This window comes from Sulfobacillus thermosulfidooxidans DSM 9293 (assembly GCF_900176145.1).
Taxonomy (GTDB): Bacteria; Bacillota; Sulfobacillia; order Sulfobacillales; family Sulfobacillaceae; genus Sulfobacillus; species Sulfobacillus thermosulfidooxidans.
Window position 1 is genome coordinate 1,407,525 of the sequence record NZ_FWWY01000001.1, and the last position, 25,632, is coordinate 1,433,156.

Annotated in this window: 26 protein-coding genes and 1 pseudogene; 23 read left to right on the forward strand and 4 right to left on the reverse strand. The window is 50.1% G+C overall.

The window, feature by feature from the left end:
* Positions 1-269 precede the first annotated feature (269 nt).
* The 3 genes from B8987_RS07190 to B8987_RS07205 all read left to right on the forward strand — a co-directional run bounded on the left by B8987_RS07190 (position 270) and on the right by B8987_RS07205 (position 3,747).
* The gene (locus B8987_RS07190; RefSeq protein WP_084661130.1) at positions 270-1,607 is read left to right on the forward strand and encodes a glutamine synthetase family protein; all 1,338 of its coding nucleotides are present in this window, start codon (positions 270-272) and stop codon (positions 1,605-1,607) included.
* A 126-nt stretch (positions 1,608-1,733) separates the two neighbouring features.
* On the forward strand, positions 1,734-2,039 hold the full coding sequence (locus tag B8987_RS19960; RefSeq protein ID WP_278281297.1) for a carboxymuconolactone decarboxylase family protein: 306 nt from the start codon (positions 1,734-1,736) through the stop codon (positions 2,037-2,039).
* A 91-nt stretch (positions 2,040-2,130) separates the two neighbouring features.
* Positions 2,131-3,747, forward strand: coding sequence for an APC family permease (locus B8987_RS07205; protein WP_084661133.1), 1,617 nt, complete (start codon positions 2,131-2,133; stop codon positions 3,745-3,747).
* Positions 3,748-3,956: 209 nt separating this feature from the next.
* Here B8987_RS07205 and B8987_RS07210 read toward each other — a convergent pair whose 3' ends face one another.
* Positions 3,957-4,640: a class II glutamine amidotransferase gene (locus B8987_RS07210; RefSeq protein ID WP_084661134.1), complete on the reverse strand. Its 684-nt coding sequence runs from the start codon at positions 4,638-4,640 to the stop codon at positions 3,957-3,959.
* Between the two features lie 216 nt (positions 4,641-4,856).
* On the opposite strand from B8987_RS07210, the gene B8987_RS07215 reads away from it, so the two are divergent.
* From B8987_RS07215 to B8987_RS07285, 16 genes are all read left to right on the forward strand, one after another.
* Positions 4,857-5,612 carry an IclR family transcriptional regulator gene (locus tag B8987_RS07215; RefSeq protein WP_176213181.1) on the forward strand — a complete coding sequence of 252 codons (756 nt, stop codon included), beginning with the start codon at positions 4,857-4,859 and terminating at the stop codon, positions 5,610-5,612.
* A gap of 1 nt (position 5,613) precedes the next feature.
* The gene (locus B8987_RS07220; protein WP_020375394.1) at positions 5,614-6,060 is read left to right on the forward strand and encodes a cupin domain-containing protein; all 447 of its coding nucleotides are present in this window, start codon (positions 5,614-5,616) and stop codon (positions 6,058-6,060) included.
* A 78-nt stretch (positions 6,061-6,138) separates the two neighbouring features.
* The gene (locus B8987_RS07225) at positions 6,139-6,879 is read left to right on the forward strand and encodes an SDR family NAD(P)-dependent oxidoreductase (RefSeq protein ID WP_176213182.1); all 741 of its coding nucleotides are present in this window, start codon (positions 6,139-6,141) and stop codon (positions 6,877-6,879) included.
* A gap of 106 nt (positions 6,880-6,985) precedes the next feature.
* Positions 6,986-7,660: a response regulator transcription factor gene (locus tag B8987_RS07230; protein ID WP_176213183.1), complete on the forward strand. Its 675-nt coding sequence runs from the start codon at positions 6,986-6,988 to the stop codon at positions 7,658-7,660.
* 6 nt (positions 7,661-7,666) lie between these two features.
* Positions 7,667-9,049: a sensor histidine kinase gene (locus B8987_RS07235; RefSeq protein WP_084661138.1), complete on the forward strand. Its 1,383-nt coding sequence runs from the start codon at positions 7,667-7,669 to the stop codon at positions 9,047-9,049.
* Positions 9,050-9,205: 156 nt separating this feature from the next.
* Positions 9,206-9,511, forward strand: coding sequence for a hypothetical protein (locus B8987_RS07240; RefSeq protein WP_084661139.1), 306 nt, complete (start codon positions 9,206-9,208; stop codon positions 9,509-9,511).
* Between the two features lie 460 nt (positions 9,512-9,971).
* On the forward strand, positions 9,972-10,658 hold the full coding sequence (locus B8987_RS07245; protein ID WP_084661140.1) for a hypothetical protein: 687 nt from the start codon (positions 9,972-9,974) through the stop codon (positions 10,656-10,658).
* A gap of 42 nt (positions 10,659-10,700) precedes the next feature.
* Positions 10,701-11,144, forward strand: a complete 444-nt coding sequence (locus B8987_RS07250; RefSeq protein WP_084661141.1) for a hypothetical protein — start codon at positions 10,701-10,703, stop codon at positions 11,142-11,144.
* Positions 11,098-11,625: a hypothetical protein gene (locus tag B8987_RS07255; RefSeq protein ID WP_139793491.1), complete on the forward strand. Its 528-nt coding sequence runs from the start codon at positions 11,098-11,100 to the stop codon at positions 11,623-11,625. The genes B8987_RS07250 and B8987_RS07255 overlap by 47 nt, the downstream gene beginning before the upstream one ends.
* A gap of 71 nt (positions 11,626-11,696) precedes the next feature.
* Positions 11,697-12,602 (forward strand): FAD:protein FMN transferase, encoded by a 906-nt coding sequence (locus B8987_RS07260; RefSeq protein WP_084661143.1) that lies wholly within the window; start codon positions 11,697-11,699, stop codon positions 12,600-12,602.
* A 370-nt stretch (positions 12,603-12,972) separates the two neighbouring features.
* Positions 12,973-13,632, forward strand: coding sequence for an MBL fold metallo-hydrolase (locus tag B8987_RS07265; protein ID WP_084661144.1), 660 nt, complete (start codon positions 12,973-12,975; stop codon positions 13,630-13,632).
* Positions 13,633-14,110: 478 nt separating this feature from the next.
* A complete protein-coding gene (locus tag B8987_RS07270) occupies positions 14,111-15,271 on the forward strand; it encodes an MFS transporter (RefSeq protein WP_242940639.1) in 1,161 nt (386 codons plus the stop codon).
* A gap of 9 nt (positions 15,272-15,280) precedes the next feature.
* Entirely contained in the window at positions 15,281-15,406 is a 126-nt protein-coding gene (locus B8987_RS20130) for a hypothetical protein (RefSeq protein ID WP_278281271.1), read from the forward strand.
* Positions 15,407-15,688: 282 nt separating this feature from the next.
* Complete coding sequence (gene deoC, locus B8987_RS07275) at positions 15,689-16,456, forward strand: deoxyribose-phosphate aldolase (RefSeq protein WP_084661145.1); 768 nt, start codon at positions 15,689-15,691, stop codon at positions 16,454-16,456.
* A 15-nt stretch (positions 16,457-16,471) separates the two neighbouring features.
* Entirely contained in the window at positions 16,472-17,752 is a 1,281-nt protein-coding gene (locus tag B8987_RS07280) for a thymidine phosphorylase (protein ID WP_084661146.1), read from the forward strand.
* A 64-nt stretch (positions 17,753-17,816) separates the two neighbouring features.
* The gene (locus tag B8987_RS07285) at positions 17,817-18,809 is read left to right on the forward strand and encodes a phosphopentomutase (RefSeq protein ID WP_242940640.1); all 993 of its coding nucleotides are present in this window, start codon (positions 17,817-17,819) and stop codon (positions 18,807-18,809) included.
* Here B8987_RS07285 and B8987_RS19970 read toward each other — a convergent pair.
* Positions 18,759-20,496: pseudogene (locus B8987_RS19970) on the reverse strand (IS1634 family transposase). The gene B8987_RS07285 and the pseudogene B8987_RS19970 overlap by 51 nt on opposite strands.
* A gap of 74 nt (positions 20,497-20,570) precedes the next feature.
* Here B8987_RS19970 and B8987_RS07295 point away from each other — a divergent pair.
* Both B8987_RS07295 and B8987_RS07300 read left to right on the forward strand, forming a co-directional pair.
* Positions 20,571-20,843 (forward strand): hypothetical protein, encoded by a 273-nt coding sequence (locus B8987_RS07295; RefSeq protein WP_423242303.1) that lies wholly within the window; start codon positions 20,571-20,573, stop codon positions 20,841-20,843.
* An 84-nt stretch (positions 20,844-20,927) separates the two neighbouring features.
* Entirely contained in the window at positions 20,928-21,683 is a 756-nt protein-coding gene (locus B8987_RS07300) for a GntR family transcriptional regulator (protein ID WP_084661901.1), read from the forward strand.
* A 122-nt stretch (positions 21,684-21,805) separates the two neighbouring features.
* Here the strand turns inward: B8987_RS07300 and B8987_RS07305 are convergent, their stop codons facing one another.
* Entirely contained in the window at positions 21,806-22,045 is a 240-nt protein-coding gene (locus tag B8987_RS07305) for a hypothetical protein (protein ID WP_084661148.1), read from the reverse strand.
* Positions 22,046-22,512: 467 nt separating this feature from the next.
* Here B8987_RS07305 and B8987_RS07310 point away from each other — a divergent pair, with 467 nt between their 5' ends.
* On the forward strand, positions 22,513-22,728 hold the full coding sequence (locus B8987_RS07310) for a twin-arginine translocase TatA/TatE family subunit (protein WP_084661149.1): 216 nt from the start codon (positions 22,513-22,515) through the stop codon (positions 22,726-22,728).
* A 55-nt stretch (positions 22,729-22,783) separates the two neighbouring features.
* Positions 22,784-24,004 (forward strand): beta-ketoacyl-[acyl-carrier-protein] synthase family protein, encoded by a 1,221-nt coding sequence (locus tag B8987_RS07315; protein ID WP_176213185.1) that lies wholly within the window; start codon positions 22,784-22,786, stop codon positions 24,002-24,004.
* Positions 24,005-24,015: 11 nt separating this feature from the next.
* On the opposite strand, the gene B8987_RS07320 is transcribed toward B8987_RS07315, so the two are convergent.
* Positions 24,016-25,617 carry an AMP-binding protein gene (locus B8987_RS07320; protein ID WP_176213186.1) on the reverse strand — a complete coding sequence of 534 codons (1,602 nt, stop codon included), beginning with the start codon at positions 25,615-25,617 and terminating at the stop codon, positions 24,016-24,018.
* Positions 25,618-25,632 lie beyond the last annotated feature (15 nt).

A 25,632-nucleotide genomic window follows, 5' to 3' on the forward strand; every position in this document is an offset into this window, starting at 1 on the left:
AAACACTCCTTCTAACCGCAAAGTTGTGGTTGGCTCATTTCATTATGACGATCTTTTTGGAGAAGAAAATTTGGGATTCTGCCCAAAAATTCTCCGGATAGACAAAAAATTTCGGGAATTGTGGCACATCTAGCAGGAAAAATGCCGGATTATCACGAATTGACAATGAAATCTACATTCCATTTCTCTTATCATTTTATCTCACCGTATTTTTCCATACCACAGGCTTGAGAAGTATTTGTTCGAGAAACGATCAGGAGGCATGATACGTGACATATGAAGACATTAACCAGTTGATTGCGGACAACGATATCGAAGTGATTCGGGTCGTGTTTAATGACATCACCAATGTTTCACGGGCACGCAACATTCCGGTGAAACATTTTCAGGACACCGTCATGCAAAAAGGCGTGCAATATCCTTCGGCCATGTTATCGGTCGACACATCCGCCAACTTTGTCTTAGCGGCAGGAGCAGGATTCGCTGGCGGATATGGTAGCTGGCTCTTAAAAATCGATCCGGAAACCTTTCGCATTATCCCGTGGGCGAAAAAAAGCGCGCGGGTCATTGCTGATCTCTACACCCTGGAAGAAGTGCCCGTTCCGGTGGCACCACGATCGGTCTTTCAGCGCGTCCTTCAGGAATTAGATAAAGAAGGGTTAGCGGCCTATGGCGCCGCTGAACTCGAATTTTACATTTTCAAGCAATATGACGAACATGGTTTTGATCCGACGTGGACAGGCCTTCAGTGCTACTCCGAAATCAAACAGGGAGAAATTGACGAAATCCTGTATCAAATCGTCAGCGGCCTAGCTGCTGTGGATATTCACGTCGAGGCTGCTAATACGGAATACGGTCCGGGACAATTCGAAGTGTCAATTAATCCGGCATGGGGTATTGCCCAAGCGGATGTGGCCTTTACCCTTAAGACGGCGATTAAAGAAATGATGGCGCAACAAGGACTCTTGGCGACCTTTATGACCAAGCCGTTAACGGGGTTAAGTGGCAGCGGCAGTCACTTCCATCATTCGCTTTATCACAAAGCCACAGGCCAAAATGCCTTGTTTGACCCAGAAGATGCTTACGGACTGAGCGATTTGGCGAAACATTTTATCGCTGGGCAATTGCATCATGCCAAGGCTATTTCTGCTTTGGCTAATCCGACGATTAATTCCTATCACCGCTTGCGTCCTTATACATTCGCGCCCAGTAATGTGACGTGGGGATTAGAAAACCGGATGTGTATGATTCGCATTCCTGGTGCCAGGGGACAAGGGACGCACATCGAGAACCGGTTACCGGGAGCGGACAATAATCCCTATTTGATGATGGCTGCCATATATGCGGCGGGATTAGACGGCATAAGACGGCAATTACCTGTACCTCCACCAGTGGAGAATGAAGATGCCTACGCCAAAGCGGATGCATCGTCCCTTCCGAAGAGTCTTGGCGAAGCTCTTGAGGCCTTAAATCAGGATGAGGTGTTGGTTAATCTGTTAGGCCCTGAATTTGTCCAAGCCTTTACGGCACTAAAAACTCATGAAATCAACCGCTTTACCGATCATGTGTCCGACTGGGAAGTCAAAGAATACCGTGAACTCTTTTAGGAGGAGAGACGAATGAGTTTAGTCGAAGGTGTCGCTGAAGATCAGGCAGTCGGGATGGTTAAAGAGATTTATGAGGAAATGAAGCGGGTTCGGGGATGGGACCGCATTCCTGCCATTTGGCGAGTGATGGCCCTAAAACCCGAATACCTTAAGGTCAACTGGCAGCGCTACCAGAAAATCATGATGCAAGGCCAGATCGACGCCAAGACCAAGGAAATGTTGGCTTTGGCGGTCAGCATGGTGAATGGGTGCAGCTACTGAATTGACAGCCATTCTTTCGCGTTGCGAAAGATGGGAATGACTGATGAGGAATTGGTTGAACTGGTTTCTGTCATTGACTTCTTTGCGGGGACGAATGCCATGTCGACGGCTTTAAAGATTGCCTTTGAATGGCCATCACTCTCATCACCTTCAGAGGATCCAGCCCGTTGATTTGGACACGTGGTTATTTGGTCCGCACAAAATTGTGGCGGCTTTAATCAAGATTCTTGAATAATGATGCAAGAGAGGAGCCTTACCCACCGTGAAGTCTGATTTGGATTATGCCAATCAAGCTGCTGATTCTAAACAAAGCGGGTATAAAAAAGAACTAGGGTTTTGGACAGTCGTGTTTTTAGCCACGGGAGGCATATTGGGACCTGCTGTCGGGTTCACTCCCGTGTCTGTGCTGGCTTTGGCGGGTCCATCGGGCATCTTATCATGGATTATTGCCTTTCTATTAATCATGGCAGTTGCCATGGCTTACGTGGAACTGGGAACCATGTGGCCCAAAGCAGGAGGAGTGGCCTATTACCCCGCAAAAAGTAGTGGGCCCATTGTTGGGGTGATGAATGCATGGGGTTCCTTTGTCGGCTATGCCTTAGCGGTGCCGTCGATTGTCGTGGCCTTCGTGGAATACTTGAGTTACTGGTTTCCTGGTTTATATAAAGGCGGGACCTTAACCACTACAGGTATCGTTTCCGCAATTGCTGTGACCGTCGTTATTTTTTGGATTAATACTTTGCGTATCCGGTATATGGGCCAATTGAATAACATTTTTACGGTATTAACCATTGTCGGTCTTGTTGTGGTCAGTGTGGTGCTGTTAACTCATATGCATCCAAGTAACTTTCACCAATTTCACGGGTTTGTTCCTTTTGGGACTTCGGGTTTATTTCTTGCCATCTCGGCTACGATTTATGGATATGGCGGATTTCGGCAGCCGATCGATTATGCCGAAGAAGTGAAAGACCCGGGAAAAACCATTCCTAAAGCGGTCTTTCTGACCATGATCATTACGCTAATAATCTATTTTCTCGAAAGCCTTTCTTATCTTGGCGCCATCAACTGGAAAGGCATTGGTGTTCAAGCGGGAAATTGGTCGGGATTGTCTAGCTTGGCCTATCCCTTTGTTTCTATTGGTCATGGTATCGGTCTACCAATTATCGGGCTCATAGCCATGATTACCATGCTCATTGCTTCGTTCAAAGATGGTTATATCTATTTTGGGGGCGCGAGCCGGGTGGGATATTCGCTGAGTTACTATGACGGGTATTTACCCAAGGTCTTTACAAACATGACCAAAAATGGGATTCCGTTGCCATCCGTCCTATTAGTGTTGGTGGTGTCGTCGTTATACATCATCTTATTGCCATCTTTCTCTTCTCTTTTTCCCTTAGTGGCGAGTGCCTTATTGTTGTCATATGCCCCGGGCCCTTTGAGCTTGGCGATTTTTCGCACAAAATATCCTCATGAACCAAGACCTTATGTATTGCCAGCGTATAAGATCCTCGCACCTTTTGCTTTTGTGATCAGTACGCTGATGATTTATTGGTCAGGGTGGGCCTCGGTGCACATTTTGATTCCGTCTGTGTTTATTGGCTTATTGCTCCTGTTCTTTTATCGCAAACATAGCCGCATTACTCAAGATGACTGGCGAAGGGGTTTATGGCTTCCTATTTTTCAGATTATCTTGATGGGACTATCTTATATCGGAAGCAAGAATTTTGGCGGTCACAACCTCATTCCTTCACCATGGGACACGGTAGTGGTAGGGATTGTTGCGTTAGTATTTTATTACTGGGGATTATCGTCAGGATTAAAATGGCAAGAACATGATACATTTACTGAGTCTCCCTCAGCTGGGGCAGTAACTCGGTAATCGTGATTCTTCTCAAAGACGCATTGAACGTCTAGCCTAAGTTCCGGGGAACGATAATTTGGTAAAGCCCACAATGTTGTATGATGCGTGGATATTCCATTCATGGCCAGAAGCTATTGCACTAAGTCGATGAAACTCGATCACGGAAGGGGCAAAGCACCAGTGTGGCCCCTTCTGTCATCGTATTCGGATGGCCCTAGATATAGGACTTATGAGATTTCAATGGCCTGAGCGTAGGCGAGTTGTTCGATGGATGTCGCTTGCGGGAAAATCACCTCGAAGACGTAATCGTCAAGACTATGTAAGCTCGTTGTCACTAGTTGCATAGAGCCAATGCGGAAAAGATAACAGGGATTCTCGTCATTGCCAGCATAAACGGCTAATGTACCGTGTGATGATAATGCCATGAAATTCGCCCGTCCTTCTAAATGCTGATGCGTGTCGACCAGGGCTTCTGTGATGGTGCGCCCGCGTTTCAATTGTTCAAGCCAGTAATAATAGCCGACTTCACTGTCGGACGTTCCTTCCAACTGCTCGGCAAATTCGCTTCGGTAGGCCTTGTGGCGACTTAAGAATCCATTATGGGCAAATGCATAGGTTCTCAGAGGATCGCAATAGGGCTGGGCATTGCGGGGACTTTGTGTCGTCATGAGGCTTGGCCGTCTAAGGTGAATAAACGCACGACGGGTCCGCACGTCCCTTAAGGCATCATTCGCATAGGGATCCTTGCGTAAGCCATAAAGGGAGCGGTAACGGTGAAGGCCCGTTTCATCGATCCAGGCTAAGCCCCAGCCATAGCCAGCAACGCCCAGTTCCTCAAGATTCCTGGCCCACGCCAAGAGTTCTGACATATTGACAAAATCGGGGGATGAAACGGCTAACATTTCACACATGATGGTCCTCCTATACGTTCAATTTTGACACAGTGAATTCGTTGAGTTTCTTCAGGTTTCCTGCCTGTTTGGGAATTTCAAAGAATTTTTGGCAATCTATCCAGGTCAAGAAGGAATTTTTGTTGAGATGACGAAGTTATTTTAAGAAATGGAATATACTTTTCATTTTACCGAATTGGTCTTAAATTGTCAGGGGGAATGAAGAAGGGAGATGTCATGGAACCTCAGCAAGAAGAATCTCACATACCATCACTCCGGGCCCTAGAACGAGGTCTTCAATTATTAGACTACCTCATCCGGGTGAAAGAAGCTCGCTTGCATAAAATTGCGGAAGAAACCTCTTTGCCACCATCAACCACGCACCGCTTATTACAGGCTTTAGAACGCCATGGCTACGTGACAGGGACCCAGCATGGATTCTATAAGCTAGGGCTGAAAGGCTTTTGGTTAACGGGAGTGCGTGAAAGCCTTCGTCATGTCCTAGAAGATTTGCAGAAGAAAACCGGGGAAACCGTCAACCTGGCCATGCTCGTGCAAGATGAAATGGAGTATGTCGAGCGAGCGGTATCTGATCATGCCTTGTCTTTTGTGGTATCTGTCGGCCAGCGCGTTCCCCTAAATTGTAGCGCGCTGGGAAAGGCGGTCCTGGCTTATCAGCCCGATCTTCTTGCCCATATAAGCCTAAAACAGAGAACTTCTCATTCCATTACGGATCTGGTTGAGCTCAAGGCCGAACTCGAAGTGGCCAGACACCGGGGCTTTACGCTTGATAACGAGGAATATTTTGATGGGGTGTTTTGTGTGGCTGTGCCGGTTTTTGATCAACGTGGGGAAGCCATTGGGGGTGTATCCATTTCAGGTCCCACGGTGCGCTTTTCCCGTGAACAAGCCTTTCAATATGCGCCGCTGTTAAAAGCGGCGGGAGAACGGATTTCCCAATTACTGCAAACCCATGAAGGAGGAGAAACGTAACATGGCCAATGACACGTCCCCACAAGAACAGGGATATTTTGTCCAACCAGAAAACCGTGTGGTCGAGGTTTCTGAAGATTTTCTGCCCCAATATATCAACATCGATCAATTACCGATTTCCTTAGTATCAGAGGGCGTTGGCCTTAAAGGGGTATTTGGGCACAATCTGATGTTGTCTTTTGTCTACATGAAGCCTCATTCGGTGGCGGCATTACATAGTCACCCAGAAGAGCAAATTGGGCTCGTGTTAGAGGGAGAATACGAATTTGAGTTAAATGGCGTGAGGAAATTGATTGGCAAAGGGGATGTGTACATCGTGCCTCCTGGGGTACCCCATGGCGCCAGGACTCATGATAAAGCGTGCCTGGCTTTAGATATCTTTGCACCGCCCCGCTCGGGATACCGAGAAATGCTTGAAGCCACGCATAAAGTGATGACCTTTGATTAAGCCCACGATATTGTATCTAGGCGAAGGCGAGAAGATTGACCACTCAGTGTGGACATTATTTTTAAGGAGCGAGATGACGTGGATTTAGGACTTCATGGTCAAGTGGCGATTGTAAGTGGCGGATCACGCGGCGTCGGTCAAGCCATTGTGCAAGAACTGTTGGATGAAGGGGTTAAGGTTGCAACGGGAAGCCGCCATCCTGAGGATTTTGAGCGCGACCTCGTGGATTCCACAAACGTGATGATCCGTGACCTGGATGTCACCGATCCCGCCAGCATTGATGCTTTTGTTACCGAAGTCACAGAGCGATTTGGGAAAGTCGATATGCTTGTCAACAACGCGGGCAAGGCCTATCCAGGATCCTTTGCCACCTTAAGTGATGACGATTGGCAGCGCGATATCAATGTGAAACTGATGGCACAGGTGCGGATGGCACGCCGGGTCTTGCCAGTCATGCCAGATGGTGGACGCATTATCAATATGTCAGCAGTGTTTGGCAAGCAACCCGATCCGAGGTTTTTTGCCTCCAGCGTCAACCGAGCTTCGTGTTTGTCGTTCACAAAAACCTTAGCCAAAGAATTGGCGCCCCGCCTTATCCGGGTGAATGCGGTCAATATTGGCTTTGCCTATTCCGGGCAATGGGAGGGGAAAACCCCGGAATTCTTTGCAGAATTATGCGAGGCGTTTGATGTGCCCTTAAGACGGTTTGGCGAGCCTAGGGAAGTGGCCGCCGTCGTTGCCTTTCTCCTCTCACAACGGGCGTCGTATGTGACCGGGACCATTGTCGATGTCGACGGTGGACTGGCAAAGTATTTATAGCGTCTGCAAAGAAAGGGACTTAAGACACCTGAGATTTCATGACGGCTTGACGTGTTCCGGTATGATGGATGAAGAAGTCCAAGTGACGCGTCATAGGGGGACAGTGGTGAAACTTTTGGTGGTCGAAGATGAACACTCGCTTGCGCGTTTAATGCATCTGGAACTAGAGCACGCGGGATTTTCGGTCGATGTTGTGCATAGTGGTCATGATGCCCTGCGTTATTTTGCGGAACATCATTATGACTGTATTTTGTTGGATGTCATGCTGCCCGATTTGAGTGGTTTTGAGATTTGCCGACGGATCCGACTTCAGGCATCCGTTCCCATTCTTATGGTGACAGCGCGGGGACAGACGCCTGATATTGTGGCAGGACTCGAACTCGGTGGCGACGACTATATCGTCAAGCCCGTGAATTTCGAAGAATTGACAGCCCGAATTCGCGCCGTGACTCGCCGAAACCAGACCAGGGAGCATGATGCCGGGAAACTGGCAATTCAGAACCTGTGCCTGATTATTGATGAATTCCGGGCTGAGGTGGCGGGCAAGCCCTTGTCTCTAAGCGCACTCGAATTTCGGCTACTGGAACATTTTGTCCGGAATCAAAAGTTGGTTCAGAGTCGAGAGGCCCTACTGGAACATGTTTGGGGTATCGATTTCCGGGGAGAAAGCAACATGGTTGATGTGAGTGTCGGCCGCTTGCGCCGAAAATTACGCCAAGCTGGCAGTGATGTGGACATTGAAACCATTCGAGGTGTGGGCTATGTCTTGCGAGACGAGTAAAAAGATATGGGATTAGCTGGCCGTCTAACCGTCTCCCTTATTGCCGCCCTATTAGTTGTTTTTGTTTTGTTGGGCGGCAGCCTCGTGTTAAATCTCAGCCATCATTTGGTGCTTCAGGCCTTAGATGAAGCACAAACCACAGCCCGTCAATCCGCCCGCTTAGCGTCAGACAGTGGGGTTAAGGGCCAACATCTTTCCCTTAATGATCCGGGGATGGTTGCCGCTGCCGAAGGCCGGTCCACGCTCTATTTGCAAGTATCCCAGGGTAAAAACATCGTTCAACGTTCCAGCAATTTGAGCACCGCGACACTTCCCCTTCAGCCCCTCTCGCCCCGGCTATTGCACTGGGGACAGATACCGCTTTGGGGATCGTCCGCTCCTCTTATCACGCTCCCCCAGGGGCCGGCTGTCCTTGCTTGGGCTCCGATATGGCAACAAGGTCAAAAAATTGGGGAAATCGAGGCGGCGGTCTCACTCCAAGGGACATTAAATGCGATTCAAACCGTGGGACAAGGCTTGTTGGGGGTCGGCATCACGGCATTAGTTTTGGCTTCTTTGGTGAGTGCGTTGTTGGTCTACCGGTCCTATGCTCGGGTGCGGTGGCTCAAAAACGCGGTGGCTCAAATTCGGTCTGGCAATGATTTGGCCCAACGTCTTATCGTTGTGGGACCCCATGATGAAGTATATGACCTGGCTAAAGCCTTTAATCATATGGTGAATCAATTAGACGAGAGTTTTCAGCGCCAGCGACTTGTCGTCGCCCACGCCTCTCACCAATTGCGCACTCCTATTGCGACAGCCATTGGCTATGCCAATATGTTAAGAAATTGGGGACAAACGGAACCGGACTTAGTCGCAGAAGGGCTCGAAGTCATTCATGAACAACTCGAACGGCTTCACAGGACGATTGAGGCCGTTCTCAAATTGGCGGAGGCCGAAGATGCCAAGGACCTGAAGAGGGAGGCGATTGTTCTCGGGCCTTACCTGGCGACGTGGGTTATCTCGCAGACGATCCCTGTGGAGTTGGATGGAGAGCCTCACGTGACGGTCAATTTTCACCCGGACATGTTTGCCGAACTGTTGAATATCTTTTGCGAAAATGCCCGGCGATATGGCGGATTGAGCCCGCAACTGCGAATTCAGTGGGAGTTAGATATCAAGATGTCTAGGGTTATATTGACGCTGACAGACAATGGCCCGGGATTTCCTGTCGATCTATTGCCACATCTTTTTCACCCCTTTGTGAAGCATACCGAAAGCCCAGGGTCGGGTTTGGGTTTGGCATTGGCTCGGACCATCGTGGAGCGTCATGGCGGTCGCATTTTTGCCACCAATAGTCCCTATGGTGGAGCTCAGATTACTATTGTCTTGCCCCAATTGGCGTCATAAGGCGGATGGGAAGTTAATCTTCTGTTTGTTCAGGCACTTGTTCTAACTTTGTCATGTCATTGTCATGTTCCCTTCACTTCCGTGTTAACCAGGAAAGATAAGCTGGGGATGTGGGATCCGAAAGGTTTCCCGCCATCATCATTAGGAGGGCAACTCATGGCTATATGGTATGTCAAGCCTATGATAGGGCTTATCGCCACTGCAGGACTGGTTGGGGCTGCAACCGCTATCGCGAGTGCTCACTCCTTGCCGTCTCAAGTCGTGCCAGTGCATAAGGTGCTGGTGACAGCGAGTACGAATCAGACCAACGGCATCGATCACGGAGTGAATGACCAAAGCGGTGCGGATGTCCAGTCTGGTCCCGATGTAGAGTCAGGCCTTAATGTGCAGTCGAATGTTCAAAGTGTAGGGGGCGGGCCTGACAATCAGGCGGCAGTCCCTGGGCAAGAAACGGATCAATAACGAGTAGCGGGCGAGGTGTAAGAGTGAAATCAATAAGGCTCTTGCAGCTCGCCATATTGTGTAATAGGACCTCAACTGTGTCTAGCGGTTACCGGATTTTAAAAAGAAGTTCTTGATCATCGTCACCATCCTATTTCGAGTTTTTTTAAGACGGAATCGTGATGACGATGAATCCACAAAGCCTTATGGAATGGATTAACCCCCCCTTTGTTCAAATGATTTTCCTCCTTTAGAACCTTGTACTCTTTTGACATGCCAGGAATAAATCCATGATAGAGAATAAGCCAATTAATATTGGCTTTGTTTGGGTTTCCTCATTATACTAAAAGCCAATATGATGCCTTCTTGGTAATGAACCCGTAACATAACTGTGTAATGCTTTCTTCTATTCCCCGGGAAACTGTTGTTTTGACGAACAAGAAATGGACCAGCACATCAAAGGCGGTAGCGAGGAGAAGACATGAAATCAGTAACGAAATTGTGGGGCCCCATTCTTTGGTTGGAACTGCTAGCGGGGTTTTTGGGATTTTTGGCCTATCGCTGGATTGTGCTGCATCCCACTTTACGTCCCTTATGGACGTGGTTGCTCGCACGGGCCACAGGGATTGGGGCGTATAGCCTGTTAACTATCGTTGTGATCATGGGTATAGGGATGAGCCATCCGGTATGGAAACGCCACCTTAACCGTCGGTTTTTTGTTTGGCACCGGGGACTGGCCTTAAGTGTTCTCGCTTTAATTGCCTTACATGGTTTGTCCTTGGCATTAGATAGGTATGCCCACGTGGGTTGGACGGGTCTTTTGGTGCCGGGTTTTTCCCATTACCGTCCCTATGGAGTAGCCTTTGGCGTGATTGCAGCGGAAGGGCTTGTCTTAGTTTCCCTCTCAGCCTATCTCGCTCAAAATTTTGGGCGTCTCAAATGGATGACGGTTCACCGGGGAGCCTTATTGATGTGGGTGTTAGTGCTTATCCATGGGTTATGGAGCGGTTCGGACACCAGGGCACTCGCATTATTTTATGAAGCATCGGCAGGGCTTGTGGGAATGGCCGTGATATTGCGTTATGGCATGGAACGGGTTACCCGGGCTAAGACTGTGATCGAGTACCCTGGGGACCGGCAAATCCAGGAGAAAAAGAAGGACATTTAAAGAAATTTTACGTTTTAAGTTTACGCTTAAGGAGAGATCAGTATGAATATCTGGAGCAAAAGAGGATTAACGGGTCTTGGTACGGTCGCTTCACTGCTCGGAATTCACTGGGCAGCAAGTGCGGCGCCGCCACCTCTTTCTCCTGCCTTACCGTCTGCCAGGGTGTATGCCAATGCCGAAGTCACAACCCGGCAAGAAGACACGGCGTTACAATCAGCGGTGCGCCAGGCATCTCAAAGTGATGCGGAGATAACGGCCAGCACCGCATCTTTGCAAGCCGAATTAAACCAGGCGCAGAAGACTTTAGCCCAATTGCAAGCCCTTGAAAGCACGGATCGAACCCGGTTAAGTGCTGTGAAAGCGGCCATTCAGGCAGCACAGACCGTGTCCCAACCTCCTGTTGTGCATACTGTAACCGGGGCATCGGGGAAGCCCAGTGATGATAATGGCGGGGGCGATGACAGCAATGGTGGAACCGACGACTAAACTATCCGGCCCGTATTCGGGTCATAAAACAACATGGAAAACGGTCATGGCTATGACGGTCATTACCATGACCAGTGTAGCCGTTCCCCTTATTTGGGTGGGACAGAAAGTGTCTGCCCAAATTGCTCTACAAGACCGCCACGTGCGAAATATTCGTGCGGCGTGGGAGGTCGATGCCCACCAGACTGAGCAATTGCGCCAGCAATTGACGCAGTTATTGGCGAAAGGTCGCGCTGAGAAGGCTCAACATGACGCGACCGCGAAGGCTTTAACCCAGACCACTGATCAAATTATTGCCACCGAAAAAGCTATTAATCACACTGTGGCACAAATGGATCATTTGACAGGCACTCCCGTCACCAATTTACTGCCGCTTTCCCCGGCGTTGTCTTCTAGCGCTCTGACTCCCATGACCCTGCCAGCAATGCCCACTACACCACCGGTCATCCATACGGTAACCGGAGCTTCCGGCAAACCGTAAATCCTTAAGACGACCCGGATAATCCAAGCAGAGAGAAGGAGTCTGTTCTGATTGAAAGATGCTGGCGACAAATGGCTTCTCCGGTTCAGTGGCTTATTGATGCGGACACCTTCGAGGGCATCGAACGACTGGAAAAGGACTTGCGGGCATTGTTTGAGACAGTTGAACGCCGACTGTCGCGATTTCAGGAGGACAGTGAAGCCGTTTGGCTCAACCGGAATTTGGGGCAATGGATGAGCGTGTCGGACGTGCTGTATGCGGCTTTAGCACTGAGTCATCGTGCATGGCGCCTCACCGGGGGACTGTTTGATCCCCGGATCATTACCGATCTCGAACGCTTAGGATATGTGGGGGTCGAGATTCCCCAGGGAGCCTATGCAAAAGCCCAGTGGCTTGAACGCAGACCTCGGTCACGCCAAGTCCGGTTAAATGCCCCAGTGGATTTTGGCGGCATTGGCAAAAGTTTAGCCGTATATTGGGGAGCCCGACTCATTACCCGCTATTTTATGGCAATCCACCAGCCTGTTCCTCCTATGCTCCTCAATGCGGGAGGCGACATGCAAATGCTAGGAGCCTCTGTTCCAGAACCTATGGGATGGCAGGTAGGGGTTGAGCATCCGGTGGTCCCCAATCAGATAGGGATGGTCTTAACCTTTCCCGTTTCCATGGCGGTTTGTACTTCATCCATTCGCATTCATCAGTGGTCACACCACGGAAAAAGAGTTCACCATCTCATTAATCCCTTGACCCATGAACCCGGTGGGGAGGGGATTCTTAGCGTAACTGTTGCGCACCACAGGCCGACCTGGGCAGAAGTTTGGAGCAAGGCATTGTTTTTACAGGGCGCTACAGGCATAGCGGATTTTGCCCATAAACGCCGTCTGTATGCCTGGTGGTTTACCGATGACGGTAAAGTTGGTGTCACTCACGATGCATGGCGTTACCTAACTTGGCTTCACCCAGCATTCATGATCTAATTTTGCCATTCGCGATGATGTTATTACTTTCCCGTATAAACTGAGAAAGGCTGCTTAAGCAATGATCCGTGCTGTTTACGGTGTGCAGCCATTGAGGCTTAATCCCGGTATTGCTCTATGCTGTGACATCTTGCGATGGGAGCTATTCTGTGGCGAGAGGAATCATCACGATTAACACCAAGCCAGGATCTGCCTTGTATTCGGGATGGAAACGGTGGCTCGTTTTTAACCCGCCAGGACGCGAAATTCACCCTATCAAATGGACTGAATGTTTGAGAAAATAGGGCTATAAACCAAGACGTGAAGCAGGAGACCTTTGACTCGTATAACAACGGACCCGTCCAAGGACAAAAAGGGAGAATAAAATACCATGTTTCGACCCGTATTGCCAAAAATTTGGCGCTGGGAAACACCGGATCCGAAAGATGATTGGATTATGGTTGGGCACTTAATCCAGGAAGAGCACCGGGTAATCATCATCGATCCGCCCATGACACCGAACTTGCCCACCGATCTGCGGGTTTTGGGAGGGATCGAGGCGATTATTCTCACCACGCACGATCACACTCGGGGAGCCAGGTATTTAGCGGAATATTTTCAGTGTCCTGTTTATGTTCCTGAGCAGGCCAGAGCGGAAACACTGCGTCGAGCTGGGCTCGAGCATGTGCACTTTTATGCGGAAGGAACTAGATTGCCTGGGGGTATTCACGCGCTACGGTGTCAAGTACCGCAACCCATGTGGCAAGCAGACGATGCACCATATTTGGATGAAATGGCTTTGATCTTGCCATGCCAGGCGGTTGTTTGTGGAGATATTGCCATGGGCTCTTTGGAGCGGCATTTATGGGTCTGCCCTGAAGGCTTTAATCATCCTGCAGACAGTCAAAAAGTTGAAGCCGCTTTCCGTGTATTTGATCATGTTGTCCCTGCTGAAGTGACAACGTTGCTTGCGGGTCATGGGACAGATTTGGTGGGAACCTTGCAACAAGAAATATTGAAACGGAAAAGTGGGGGATTTCCATCATCCTAATTGTGCAGTCAGGTCGTTCCGACGAACATCACCTATGACACCTGGCAATGGTGTTCCTTGACGGTACGTCCTCTCGCCATTGTTCGATTCTTTAGGCGAAATTACTTAAGCCTAATCACAATCGATGAAGGTTTTAAGATGAGGTTTCAATTTGTTCCGCGTGCTTTCCCACAGACCATGTTGACCCTTCATCCTTTGTGCCTACTGATTGATGTTTCGATATCGCAGTACTTTTAAACTCACTTAGTGGTCACTGGGATGATTTGTGAGCACGTGGGCAGGCTATGCTAAGGTCCATCATATGTGTCTGAACGATTTAAAACCCTGTGAGTTGTGTCAACCTACACTTCGCAGTATGATAAATTCAGACATCAGATGTCTGACGATACTGTCAAGTGTCGGAACATTCAATCGAATAAGAGCATTTTCTCCTGTACATGGGCAGACTTCCATTGATTTCAGATGGGGAGGAAACATAATGTCAGAAACACGAACGGCATTGCGCGAAGAACGGTGGACTGCCACCGATACCTGGTCGTTTTGGGCCTTCGGGCTCGGGATGTTGCTGGAAGCTTATATTTTTGGCATGGCGACGATCGCCACAGGATGGGTTCACATGCCGCCCAATTTGCGATCGTTACTACTGTCATGGGCGCCGTTGTGGTTGATTATTGGTATTGCTGTGGCAGGACCCTTATCGGATAAAGTGGGCCGCAAAAACACCTTTTATTTGACCATGGCATTATATGGATTAGGTGCGGTGGGTATTGTCTTCAGCTATTCATATGAATTGATTCTCTTGTTTTTGGCGGTGTTATTGTTTGCTGCGGGCGGTGAAATGAATACGATTATGGCGGCATCCCATGAAATGATGCCGAGTAAGCACCGCGGCAAAACCATGATGATGGAACTCAATTTTATCAATTTAGGCGGCTTTTTATTGGCCCTGGTTTCTTTGGTGAGTGCCTACAACTCGGTAGCCTTTCAACGCGGTATGATTGCTATCACCATTTTAGTCGTTTTATTTGTGTTATTTCTGGCTCGAAATCACACCCCCGAATCAATTCGGTGGCTGGAACAACGGGGTTTAATGGAACGCGCGCAACAAGAAGCCGCCAAGTATTATGGGGAAGACGAGTACCAAGTGCGTCAAGCTATCCGCCAACAAAATGAGGGTAAGCCAGTGGCTCAAGTCTCTTTAGCGGTGCGCTTATATGCGACGATTGCTATTGCATTTGCGGGAACGGCGGGATTTGGATTAATGACTTATGTGTTAGGACCTAGTTACTTTAAGCATTATACGGCGATGATTCTATTGGTTGCTACCGGGGTCGGATTCTTTTCCGGATTCTTGGGCCTTTTGGCCGACAAGTGGAGTCGTAAAAGCATGCTGCTTTGGGGTTACGGGGGAACCTTTGTGATTACCGTCATCATTTATTTGACGGTTAATCAGTGGACCAAAACCATTGCCTTGTTTTGGTTTTTACTGGTCGTATTGAACCTGTTTGTCAATATCAGTTATCTGACCGAAGATACGTTAAAAGCTGAAGTGTGGCCCACGAAAAGGCGTGGGACCTATACCGCCATTGTCCGTTTTATCAGTATCGGCCTCTATATTGTCACGATTTACATGAGCTAATCTTATAGTTTGCATCAATATATGTTGTTCAATCTCATTATTTGGGCCATTGGCCTCAGTGGCGCTTTGCTCTGGGCGTTTAAGGGCAATGAAACCGGTAAAGGGGCCAGTATCGAGTCGGCTTCGGGAGAATAAGACGTGAACGGTCGGAACCTTTAAAGAAAGAGAAAGACGGACGGCAACAAACGTAACAATAGAATACGAACAACGTGGTGTCCTTGATATTTTTTGTTTTTTGGGTAGCCAGTGAAATGAGTAGTGTTAAATCCGTGCCGATAGGAGAGCGAATCTGGACTTTCTGCTCTGACACGGATGGTCGAATGCTATCGCGTGTCCCAAGAATTTAATCCCGGTGTTCATAGCCGTCATCCACCACCCTTTGGCAATGGGGCAACAAGAAAGTGAGGATATCCATTCATGAAGTCTCAGATTACAGAAGCAACGATGAGATTAGAGCCCATCTTAAAAGAGGATGAAAAAGAACGGCTGGCCCATATTCATCGCGAGCCCTTGACATCTTTACCTGCCCAAGGGAATTTGGCGGCATTTATTGATCATACCTTGTTAAATCCGGCTGCAACCCCTCGCGATATTATTCAGCTCTGTGAAGAAGCCGTGAATTGGCAAACGTATGCTGTTTGTATCAATTCCTGGCTTGTACCCACGGCTCAGAATATTTTACAGGGAAGTCCCGTAAAAATTGCTGCCGTAGTCGGTTTTCCGCTGGGCGCTAATGCGTCTTCAGTGAAAGCCTATGAAAGTGGTTGGGTTACCGATCAGGGCGCAGATGAAATTGATATGGTGATCAACCGCGGCGCGTTAAAAGCAGGCGCTTGGCGGCTTGTCATCGATGATATCCGGGCCGTTAGAGAACAAGCACCGCCACCTGTTATTCTCAAAGTCATTTTAGAAACAGCGGTCTTAACCTCAGAGGAAAAGATTATCGGTGCATTATGCAGTGTGGCGGCGGGAGCGGATTTTGTCAAAACTTCTACCGGATTTGACCGGGGTGGGGCGACTCGGGAGGATGTGCGCTTGCTTCGGGAGGTCGTGGGACGAGATATTGGCGTGAAAGCGGCCGGCGGGATTCACCGGAGGGAAGACGCCATGGCCATGATTATGGCGGGAGCAAGCCGTATTGGGGCGAGTCATACGCAAGAAATCTTACAGTCACACAATCAGTAAGCCAGGAGGGTCATCATGATTTCATTGATCGCCAAAACACGGGATGGAAAGCCGTTGTCGCATGAAGAAATTGATGAACTGGTCCAAGGCACTGTCACGGGCCTTTGGCCCGATTATCAGCTTGCGGCATGGCTCATGGCGGTATATTGCCGGGGTTTAAGTGAAGACGAAGTGTTTGCATTGACAGGGGCTATGGCCTTTACCGGGGCGCCTCCTTTAGAACCCTTAGGAATTGTGGATAAGCACTCAACCGGCGGAGTGGGAGATAAGACGACGTTAGTGTTAGCCCCGGTTATGGCCGCTTTAGGCCTGCCTATGGCCAAAATGTCGGGACGGGGACTCGGGCATACGGGCGGGACACTCGATAAACTCGAAAGTATCCCGGGATTTCGTACAGAACTCACCACCCAAGAACTGCGCCAACAAATGGATACCATTGGCGTGGCGGTAATAGCCCAATCCAAAGAGTTGGCACCGGCCGATAAACGGCTTTATGCCTTACGGGACGTGACGGCAACCGTCGATTCGATTCCTTTGATTGCAGCCTCAGTGATGTCAAAAAAATTGGCGGGAGGCACCAAACACTTGGTGTTGGATGTTAAGGTGGGAAACGGGGCCTTTATGGCCCAGATTGATGATGCCCGGCTATTAGCCCGCCTGATGGTGAAAATTGGCCATCACCATGATCGTCGCGTCAGCGCCTTGTTAACGACGATGAATCAGCCACTTGGCTTTGCCGTGGGCAATGCCATTGAAGTGAATGAGGCGGCTTTATGTCTCAAAGGGCAAGGACCATTAGACCTCCGGGAAGAAGTCATTCTCTTAGCCAGGGAGCTTGTGCATCTTGTGACACACGAGCCGTTAACCCAAGCGGAAGAACGCATCAGGCAAGTGATCGATAGCGGGCAGGCTTGGGAACATTTCGGACGTTGGATTCGGGCGCAAGGGGGCCAGTTTAACGCCGTCGAAGAGGGCTTGCCCTTAGCGCCCATCAAAAAAGAGTGGCGGGCAGAGAAAGCCGGAACGATAAGCGCTATCGATACCCGGGCTATTGGTGAAGTGGCGCTAAATTTGGGGGCAGGGCGAAAGAGATTGGATGATGCGGTCAATCCTCATGTCGGCCTTCTCTGTTATGCCAAAATTGGGCGCCATTTTGAACCCGGGGAGATCGTTGCCACCGTGTTTGCTGACAATGAGACTGAAGGGGATAGAGCTCTTAGAGATTTGCAAAAGGCCATGACATGGGGAGATGGTCCTTTAGTGCCCCAACCCTTAGTTTTAGACCGCATTCATTAGAGAGGGTTCATCTCTTGGGGCTCGGGAATGAGACGATCATCATGAGGATAAGGGGAGACAGCTTTTGCGCATTGTACTGCTTGTCATTGATTCAGGAGGCATTGGCGCCGCGCCAGATGCTGACCGCTTTGGGGATCAGGGCGCCAATACCATAGGCCATGTCGCGCAAAACACGCCACAATTTTCCTTGCCGCATATGGCTGCCATGGGATTAAATAGATTGGTCGCCTTACCCGGCGATGACAGTGTGCCATTACAAGGTGTGGCCTTTCCTATGATCCCCCTAGCCAATGGTAAAGATACGCTCGCGGGGCATTGGGAAATGATGGGTATTACCATTGGTGAACCTTTTCAGACATTTCCCCAAGGATTTCCTGATCCTATTCTGAGCCTCTTAGAACGGGTCATCGGCCGTCCCATTTTAGGGAATGAAGTCGCCTCGGGTACGGAAATTATTGCTCGGCTTGGCGAGAAACATTTACAGACAGGATACCCGATTGTCTATACCTCAGCCGACAGCGTATTGCAAATTGCGACGCATGAAGAGATTATTCCGCCACAATTGTTATATCATTGGTGTAACACCTTGCGACAGGTCCTCGATGAGGAGCATTACCGCATCGGACGGGTTATTGCCCGCCCGTTTACCGGAACACCGGAACACTTTGTCCGGACACCCAGGCGTCACGATTTTACTGTGAGGCCGCCAGGACCTACGGTTATTGACCATCTGGCCCAACACGGCATTGAGACGACAGCCATCGGGAAAATTGGCGATATTTTTTCAGGCCAGGGATTTCGCCGGCATATTGTGACGAACTCGAACCGCGATGGGTTGGAAAAGACGTTAAGCGCTTTAGACCGGGACCCAGATGGCAATGAATTCATTTTCACAAATTTGGTGGAGTTTGACTCCCATTTTGGGCACCGACGCGACGTGTTGGGATATGCTCAGGCATTACAACACGTATTTCGCACCCTTTGGTACGTGGTTTGGGCATTTTTTTTATTCCCGTTTCGGAGGGTTGGGGGGCTCCGTATACACGGTCTCGGGTAACGCTAAGGCCTCCAAAATGGCCAAAAATGTCGCCTGAAAGCGTTGCGGTACGGCGACTTGCCGCGCCCCTGACGGCAACGGAATCACCTGGACGGAATGGAGGTGTCGGATGATTTCGTGGCCCGTCGGGTGCGTGAGCACCCGCCGCGCCGGCGAGGGAATGGACACGGCACTGCGGCGCGCGCGCCGCTCCATCACACTATATAACAAGCACGCCATCAGGAGCACATAGCCTAACGCTTCCACCCGTTCGGGCTTTTTCACAAACAAGGCATCCACAAACAACGGATCTTTCAAAAAGTGGAAATGGCGTTCACAGTGCACTTGCCCTTTATATTCCTGCAAGAGGGCACGCGCGTCCCAGTCGCGGCGATCTAACGGGGTGATCAACACGAAGGTGGCCTGGCGTTCCCATTCGCGTTGCCGTTGGGCGGCGTTCACCGCGCCGATGGTGGCCGTGACGCGCCACCCGATTTTGGTCTGGGGTTCCTCCGTTTTCGGCGGTCGGCCCCGGCGGCTACCGGGGGAGGCGCTGCACTTCTTCATGGAGGGTCGTCTCCACCGCAAACCACGCAGTTTCGCGGCGGGCTTGCCACTGGCGGGCCGCCTGAGCGGCGTCCTCGCGACAGTCATAGAGCGTCTGGGACAGGACGTGGGCGGCGTCGGCCAAGGCTTTGCGGGCGTTGGCGATTTGCTGATCCAGGGTTTTTTCTTTGTGGGTCTCCAGCCGGGAAGATCGGTAGACGACCAGCCGATAGGGCACGTCATCGATCATAGCCTGTTGCTCGGAGGCCCAATACTCCGCCGCGTCGCGGCGGGCGGCGACCGACCCGAGGAAGGTCCAGGCATCTTGAGCCCACGCCGTCTCTTTCGCGGTCTGCGCCACGGCAAATGTCGAAGGACACCGCGAGATGAAGCGGAGGTTGGCCTGACGCAGGCCGGCGAGATTGGGCTTCGTGACTAAGGACGAGTCGGCGACATAGATCACATCGTGAAGCTCTTGGGGCGAAAAGGCGGCCACTAACTCCTCAATCATCCGGCGATTGAGGGTTTTGTCCGAGGTATTGCCCGAGGCCACCGACCCAAAGCGCAAGACCCCTTCCCCATTCACAAACACCGTTAAGAGCACTTGTTTGAGATCGGGGCGCCGATCTTTCGAATGGCCGCGCCGGGGCATCGCACGGGGAGGGACGGCGGCATCGTCGACCGCCGTGGGGTCGCAGGGCTCTGTGTCGTCTTCGGCGGACCGATAGGCCCCCTGCAACGATCGGGAGGTACTGTCCCAATGCCCCGAACGCAGTTCAATCGCTTCTCGAGCATAAGCCTGCGCGGCTACCGCCGTAAACACCGCGGCGGGCCCGGCCTGAAACAGTTTATCCAACGCCCGCCCCAGCGCATCATCGGTAAAATCCGCGGCCGTACGGCCGCGCCCGAGCAACAAGGGCACATCCGTTTCTGCGAGACGATCCGGGACGCGATACAGAGGGGATTTGCCCGTCAAAATGTCGAGCACCATCGCCAAAATGCGTTCACCCGGCGATGTCCGACATTGCTGCGCATCCCAAACCAATAAGGTATTTAAGAGATCCACGAATCCGATAGCATCCGCGATCCCGCGAATTACGGGCGCGGCGCCGACAACCCGACTGGGCAACTCGACAAGTTTCATAAAGAGAATATTCGACACGCGACCGCCAAATCCTTTGCGAGAACATTCCGTCTATAATTAATACTAAATGGAAAAATTTAGGTGCGGAAAACCTGTTACAAGAATTCGATGCGTTTATTCCACGTTTTTGGGAGATCTTGAGGGGTGACGATCAGTTATGGATTACGGCGGATCATGGGTGTGACCCGACATTTACTGGCACCGATCATACCCGGGAAATGGTGCCATGGTTGGCCTATGGCCCTCGCTTAACGCCTTTTGTGGGTCAAGCCCGGGTAGGTCTTGGGGATATCGGTGCCACATTAACTGCTTTGTGGAATCTTCCTGGGGCTTTTTCAGGGCAGGTTGCTACAGCATTACTTTAGTGTTGAGGAGGGTACCGGATGTCTTGTGCCGGGGACAAAATCCCTAATCAAGGATTACACAGCAGTGCGAGGAGCAAGAAATCCATGGCGCCTGATACTTTGGGCGAGAATAGCGCCAAGGCCTTACCCACTCGGCTTCCCTTACCCCGGCAAGTGGCCTCAGCCATTCGTTCCCGGATTATTAGTCGTGAATGGGAACCGGGAGATCAAATTCCTTCAGAAGATGAATTGGCCAAGCTGTTTGCGGTGAGCCGCGCGACCGTTCGAGAAGCGGTGTCCCTTTTGAGTGTGCAAGGCTATTTAATTAAAAAACGGGGAATTGGAACTTTTGTTGCCCAGGCACAAGCGATATCGGGTGGTCTTGAATCGTTAATCAGTATTACGGAGTGGATTGAACGGCATGGATATCAGGCTGGCACAAGCTATATCGACATGAAAGCGCGGGTACCGACGTCAAACGAACGCACATTATTTCAGGCGTGGGATCTGGAAGAGGTCATGGAAATTCACCGGGTGCGGACCGCGAATGGCGTTCCTGTACTCTATTGTGTTGATGTGATGCCGAAAGTCTTTGCCCCTGAAAATCCTGGCCAGCTTGATGAATCGCTCTTTCAATATTTGGAGCGAAAATGGGGACAAGTGGTCATTTTTGCGCAAACCGAGATTGATGTGAGTCAAGCCTCACGCACCATGGCACATCATTTACAAGTGGCTCAAGACACACCCCTTTTGCGCTTGCGCCAAGCCCATTTCAATCAGAAATCGCTGCCCATTTTATGGTCGCAGGATCATTTTGTCACGGACCGTTTCCGTTTTGAGGTGATGCGTCACCGTCAATAAGGCCATCAAAATTATACTGGATGAATTCACAACGCCAGATGACGCATCTGGCGTTGTGTCATCACCAGACGATGAGCCACGGTGGTTCCCGTATAACAAGATATACAGGCAAGAAAACGCCATCACAAGGTGTCTACGTCTACCGGCTCGTAGAGAATACGCAAGATGGACGTGGTCTTAGGCGATGCGTAGCGGTGACAAATGACCACATACTCATCGTCATAACGAATCCGGATGCTTTCTCCCTCATTACATGGATAGGTTTGAAGGACTTCTTCTAATTGCACGCGTAATGCTTGTGCTTCAAACACATCAAATTGTTTTAAGTCGCGCAAGGCAAAATCTGACCAAGAAATATGCATTGAAATATCATGGCCTCCTATGAAGAAATGATGGTGCGAAAGGAAATGATCGGTACTAGATGCCTGGCCAGGTTGTAACCGGAAAACATTTTTTATCCGCAACATTTGTCGAACGATGACGATTGTAACCTCCAGGCAACACAAATGCTATTGAAAATAAATGGAAAAAACGGATAAAACAGAAATGACATAAATTACACAAAATCAAGGCTGGTAAAGGATTTGCTGAGCAGATTCAGTCCTTGGATGTTGGCAGAGGTTGCTCTCACCAGCAATATTTGAAAGACATTTCTCGAAGGTGACAATAAGGGATCAAGTTGGGGGCAACCCTGGGGAACTACCGGCGGTATAATAAGTTTAGAAAACAAGATGTATGGTTTAGGGGAAACGTTTTGGAATTGTGATGGTAAGAAATGGGTTAGATTAGCGCGGGGACATTGATCAGAACCGGAAGGAAGCGACCCATTATGGACGATTTACTGGCTCCCATGCACATTATCGTATTATTGATTGTGGCTCTTTTAGTCTTCGGCCCGAAAAGGCTTCCCCATTTAGGATCGGATTTAGCCAAAGGGATTAAAGCCTTTCAACAGGAATTGCACGGTTCAAACACTCTGTCAGCTGGTGTTCCTTCTGAGGATAGCCAAAGCCCTAACAGTTCATCTAATGATCGTGGGTCGTGAGCTGATGTGAATTACTGACAATTCATGCCACATGGCGGGATGGAAGGATAAGTTGATGTCAGTATGTGCTATTACCGGAATGGGAATCATTTCCTCGTTAGGACTAAACGTCGATGATTTTTGGTTTAACTTGTTAGCAGGACGTCACGCGATAGAGCCGGCGTTTATTCTCGGAGAATCCTCACCCATCTGGCAATCTCCTGTTGGTACGGCTTTTCATCCCGAAGAATTTGTCAGCGATCCGAGAGTGTTACGCAATGCCAGTCGCTTTAGTCTGTATGCATTAGCGGCCACAACGGAGGCACTGAAAGGCGCGGGCTTAGAAGAACTCGATAGCGAGCGCACAGGCGTCATTTTCGGTACGTCAATGGGTGGTGTTCCAGAACTCGTTGACGCTCAAGCCCGTTATGATAGTCAGGGAATCCATAAGGTGCCCGCGCGACTCATGGCGGCCGTCATTCCCAATATGGCTGCATCGCAAATTGCGATGCGATATCAGCTGCATGGTCCACAACTGACACTCAGCACAGCTTGTGCATCCAGTATTGATAGTATTGGAATGGCATTCTCTTTGATTTCCGCTGGGGTGATTGATGTGGCCATTTGCGGGGGAATGGAAAATCTCCTCACACCGGTAGTAAGTGCCAGCTTGTGGCATGCCCATGCGTTGTCACAAGGTGAGCGCGCTGAGGAAGCTTCCATGCCGTTTGACCAACACCGTACCGGTTTTGTCATGGGGGAAGGCGCAGCTGTCGTGATCCTCGAATCCTTAGCCCATGCACAAGCTCGAAACGTTCCCGTTTTGGCTTATGTTCACGGCTATGGATCATTGGCCGACGCCTATCATGTGACAGCACCCGAGCCTTCGGGGCAATGGGAAGCCATGGCCATGAATAAGGCCCTGCGATCGTCGGGCTTTTCCCCTTGGGATATTGATCTGGTGATGGCGCACGGCACCAGTACTCCCGTGGGCGATCAGGCGGAAATTCGAGCCATCGGGCAGGTCTATGCCCATGCTCATCCCATTGTGACATCAATTAAAGGGCATATTGGGCATAGTATGGGCGCTTCAGGGGCTATGTCCGTTATTGCTGCCATCAAAGCCATGCACGAGGGAAGGGCTCCGCACACTTTAGGGACCCGGGAACTCGATGAAGAGGTCAATTTTGATGTTGTGTTAGGTGAGCCCCGGGTCAAGGACATTAAAACCGTGCAGGTCAATGCGTTTGGATTTGGAGGCCAAAATGCTTCTTTGGTCATTGCAATTTCCCAATGAGGGTTGGCCTGTTAGTCTCGGCTACGGAGAAGTTCTTTGCTGCCGCCCTCATTGAGCCACTCACGAAGTCGAAACTTTTGGATTTTACCACTTGGGGTTTTGGGCATTTCTTCGATAATTTCGAGGCGTTCAGGCCAAAATTGTTTGGTTAACCGGCAGCGGTCTAGGTATTGGGTGAGTTCTGACAAGCTCAAATGCGCTCCGGGCTGCAAAACCACCACAGCGCACGCCCGTTGTCCAAGACGGGGATCAGGGATTCCCACCAGTGCGGCTTCTTTGATGGCAGGATGGCGGTATAATAATTCTTCGACATCGGCAATCGGAATTTTCTCCCCACCGCGGTTAATCATATCCCGGGCTCGGCCGGTAATGCGAATATACCCCGCATCATCCATGATGGCGAGATCCCCGGTTCGAAGCCATCCTCCTGGCCTAAAAAGACTTTGTGTGGTGTCTGGGTCATCAAAGTAGCCCATGAAGTTTTGAGGTCCTTTCACTTCCAGTTCGCCTTCTGTTCCTGAGGGTAAAATTTCACCCGCTTCGTTGACAATACGGCAGGCCATTTGGGGCACAGGCCGTCCATCGGTCGTATAGGTTTTCTCCAATTCGTCTTCGGGGCGAACGAGTGTGACAAGGGAATTTTCGGACATACCCCATCCGGCTAAAATATGGACGCCAAACTGGGTGTGAGCTTTTTCAACCAAGATTCGGGGAATAGGGGCGCCGGCACTAATAAAAATCTTCAACGCCGATAAGTCATGCTGACCAGGACGGTAATGGGTGGTTAAATCACTCAAAAATGGCGTGGCACCCATCGAAAACGTCACCCGCCAGCGGGAGAGTAACGAGAGGGCAACTTCCGGATCCCAAATATCTTGGTAGACAGCAGGGATGCCTAGAAGAAGGGGAAATAAAACGCCATATAAAAATCCCGTTTGATGGGCAAAGGGGGATGGCATAAAGATGACGTCGCTATCACCTAAATGGAGGAAATCCTTTTGCAACAGGAGGCCTGTTAAGAGTGTCCTGTGCGAGTGCATGACCCCTTTCGGACGACCGGTAGTTCCTGAGGTAAACACGATCTCTGCTAAGTCATCCAGTGCAGGCAGACTAAGGGGAACGTTCTTGACTCCTGATGTTTGACCTAGGATGTGTTCGAGAGCTGGAAAGTCTTGTCCACCCCGCATCCAAATGGTCAAGTGAGGAAATTCGCCAGCCAAATGTTCGGCCATTTCGGTAAATGTCAGATGGCGAAAAGTCTTGGGCAAAACCCATAACTTAGCATGAGTTTTTTCGAGGATTTGACGCACTTCATGTTCACGGAAAATCGGCATAATCGGGCAAATGACCGCGCCTAATTGCCAGGTTGCGATGGTTAAGGCGACAAATTCCCAGTTATTCGGTAATTGCACGGCGACGACATCGTGCGCTCGAACCCCGGCATCATATAAGGCAAGGGTTGCAGCGTGGACCCTATCAGCAAATTCGCGGTAGGTCCATATCACTTCTTCGCGTTCTAAACTGTGATCGACAAGATATAAGGCATCGGGCTTGTGGCTCAGCCAATGCTGCAAATATTGCGGGATGACTTCTGTGCCGCGTAGATCATTCATCGATTCACCGCCTTT